This is a genomic window from Mesorhizobium sp. M1E.F.Ca.ET.041.01.1.1, from assembly GCF_003997355.1.
In the GTDB taxonomy this organism is placed as follows: domain Bacteria; phylum Pseudomonadota; class Alphaproteobacteria; order Rhizobiales; family Rhizobiaceae; genus Mesorhizobium.
The window spans coordinates 1-2,432 of record NZ_RZSL01000761.1 but is presented as its reverse complement, the minus strand read 5'-3'; the positions used below and the strand labels follow the sequence as shown (position 1 = coordinate 2,432).

The 2,432-nt window shown below is 68.1% G+C and carries 2 protein-coding genes and 1 pseudogene; all 3 read left to right on the top strand.

What is annotated here, in order from left to right:
- On the top strand, positions 1–841 hold an 841-nt coding region (gene dapF, locus EOA38_RS33725; protein ID WP_127301261.1), incomplete at its 5' end, for a diaminopimelate epimerase.
- The gene (gene mtaB, locus EOA38_RS33720; RefSeq protein ID WP_127301260.1) at positions 841–2,139 is read left to right on the top strand and encodes a tRNA (N(6)-L-threonylcarbamoyladenosine(37)-C(2))-methylthiotransferase MtaB; all 1,299 of its coding nucleotides are present in this window, start codon (positions 841–843) and stop codon (positions 2,137–2,139) included. The genes dapF and mtaB, both read left to right, overlap by 1 nt.
- 13 nt (positions 2,140–2,152) lie before the next feature.
- Positions 2,153–2,432: pseudogene (locus EOA38_RS33715) on the top strand (signal recognition particle-docking protein FtsY); the annotation flags it as partial.

Sequence of the window (2,432 nt, the reverse complement as noted above, 5' to 3'; positions counted from 1 at the left end):
CGAGATCATCGTTGCCGACATGCGCGGCCGCGCCGACAGGGTGACGGCCGACGCGGCCATCGCGCTCAACGCCGATGCGGCGACGAAGTTCGACCAGATCATGGCGATCCACGATGCGCGGACGGCTGGCACCGCCTACTATGTCGACATCTTGAATTCGGACGGCACCGGGGCGCAGGCCTGCGGCAACGGCATGCGCTGCGTGGTGCAGGCTCTAGCCGCCGAGACCGGACAGAAGATCTTCACCTTCGAGACCCGCGCCGGCATCCTCAACGCCAAGGAACATGCAGACGGGACGATCTCGGTCGACATGGGCAAGCCGCGCTTCGGCTGGCAGGAGATCCCGCTGGCGGAAGAGTTCCGCGACACGCGCATGATCGAATTGCAGATCGGCCCGATCGATGCGCCGGTGCTGCACTCGCCTTCGGTCGTGTCGATGGGCAACCCGCACGCCATCTTCTGGGTCGATCGCGACGTCTGGTCCTACGAGCTCGACCGCTTCGGCCCGCTGCTCGAGAACCATCCGATCTTTCCCGAGCGCGCCAACATCACCATCGCTCAGGTGACTTCGCCTGAGACGATGATCATCCGCACCTGGGAGCGCGGCGCCGGCCTCACCAAGGCCTGCGGCTCGGCGGCTTGCGCCGCGGTGGTGGCGGCCGCCCGCACCAAGCGCACCAGCCGCAGCGTCTCGCTGCTCACGCCCGGCGGCGGCGAGCTTAATGTCGAGTGGCGCGAGGACGACCACGTCATCCTGACGGGCGCCGCCGAATGGGAGTTTTCCGGCAGCTGCGATCCATCGACCGGCGCCTGGGCACGCGACGCCGAAAGCGCCGCGTGATGTCCGCCGCTCCAAAGGGCGTCGACGTCGTCACGTGCGGCTGCCGCCTCAACACCTATGAATCGGAAGTGATGCGCCGCGAGGCCGAAAGCGCCGGCCTCGGAGCGCTCCCAGGCGGCGCCGTCATCTTCAACACCTGCGCCGTCACCGCAGAAGCGGTGCGCCAGGCCAAGCAGGCGATCCGCAAGGCCCGCCGCGAGAACCCTGAGGCGCGCATCTTCGTCACCGGCTGCGCGGCGCAGACCGAGCCGCAGAATTTCGCCGCCATGGACGAGGTCGACCTCGTGCTCGGCAATGAGGAGAAGCTGAAGGCGAACTCCTACCGCGCGCTGCCCGATTTCGGCGTCAACGACACCGAGAAGGCGCGCGTCAACGACATCTTCTCGGTGCGCGAGACGGCGAGCCACATGGTCGACGCCATCGAGGGCCGCGCGCGCGCCTTCGTCCAGGTGCAGAACGGCTGCGACCACCGCTGCACCTTCTGCATCATCCCCTACGGCCGCGGGAATTCGCGCTCGGTGCCGATGGGCGCCGTGGTCGAACAGGTGAAGCGTCTGGCCGATAATGGCTACGCCGAGATCGTGCTCACCGGCGTCGACATGACCAGTTTCGGCGCCGACCTGCCCGGCAGCCCGAAGCTCGGCAAGCTGGTGAAGACGATCCTGCGCCAGGTGCCGGAGGTGAAGCGGCTCAGGCTGTCCTCGATCGATTCCATCGAGGCCGACGGCGACCTGCTCGAGGCGATCGCCACCGAGCCGAGGCTGATGCCGCATCTGCATCTGTCGCTGCAGTCGGGCGACGACATGATCCTGAAGCGCATGAAGCGCCGGCATTCGCGCGACCAGTCGATCCGCTTCTGCGAGGACGTGCGCAAGCTCCGCCCCGGCATCGTCTTCGGCGCCGACATCATCGCCGGCTTCCCGACAGAGACCGAGGCGATGTTCGAGAACTCGGAGAAAATTGTCGAGGAGTGCGGCCTCACGCACCTCCACGTCTTCCCGTTCAGCCCACGCGAGGGCACGCCCGCCGCACGCATGCCGCAGGTCCGCCGCGAGGTGGTCAAGCAGCGCGCCGCAAGGCTGCGCGCCGCCGGCGAGGCCGCCTATCGCCGTCATCTGGCGTCCCTTGCCGGCACCCGCCAGTCGATCCTGGTCGAGCGCGACGGGCTCGGCCGCACCGAAGGCTTCACGCTTACCGCGATTGCCGCTGGCCAGGCGGGAGAGATCGTCGAGGCTGTTGTCACCGGCCATGACGGCGCCCGCCTGATCGCGGCCCCGCTTGCCGCCCAAGCCGCCTGAGACTGCGAGACGTATGGCTGGTTTCTTCAAGAAGATATTTTCGTTCGGCAAGAAAGAGGTCGTCGAGGAGCGTGTCGACGAGACCGCGCCCCTGCCGCCGATCAAATGGGACGCGCTGGAGGCGCTGAAACCGGAAGCCGAGCAGGCTGCGCCGGAGCAGGAGCCTGCGCCCTACCCTCCCCATCGAGGGGAGGGTCGCCACGAAGTGGCGGGGCGGGGTGAAAGCGCCGACGCCGGCGCCAGTCACCCCCACCCCCGAGCTGCGCTCGGGACCTCCCCCTCGATGGGGGAGG

Coding starts and splice junctions, on each gene's coding strand:
- mtaB (WP_127301260.1), top strand. CDS start 841: ATGTCCGCCGCTCCAAAGGGCGTCGACGTCGTCACGTGCGGCTGCCGC.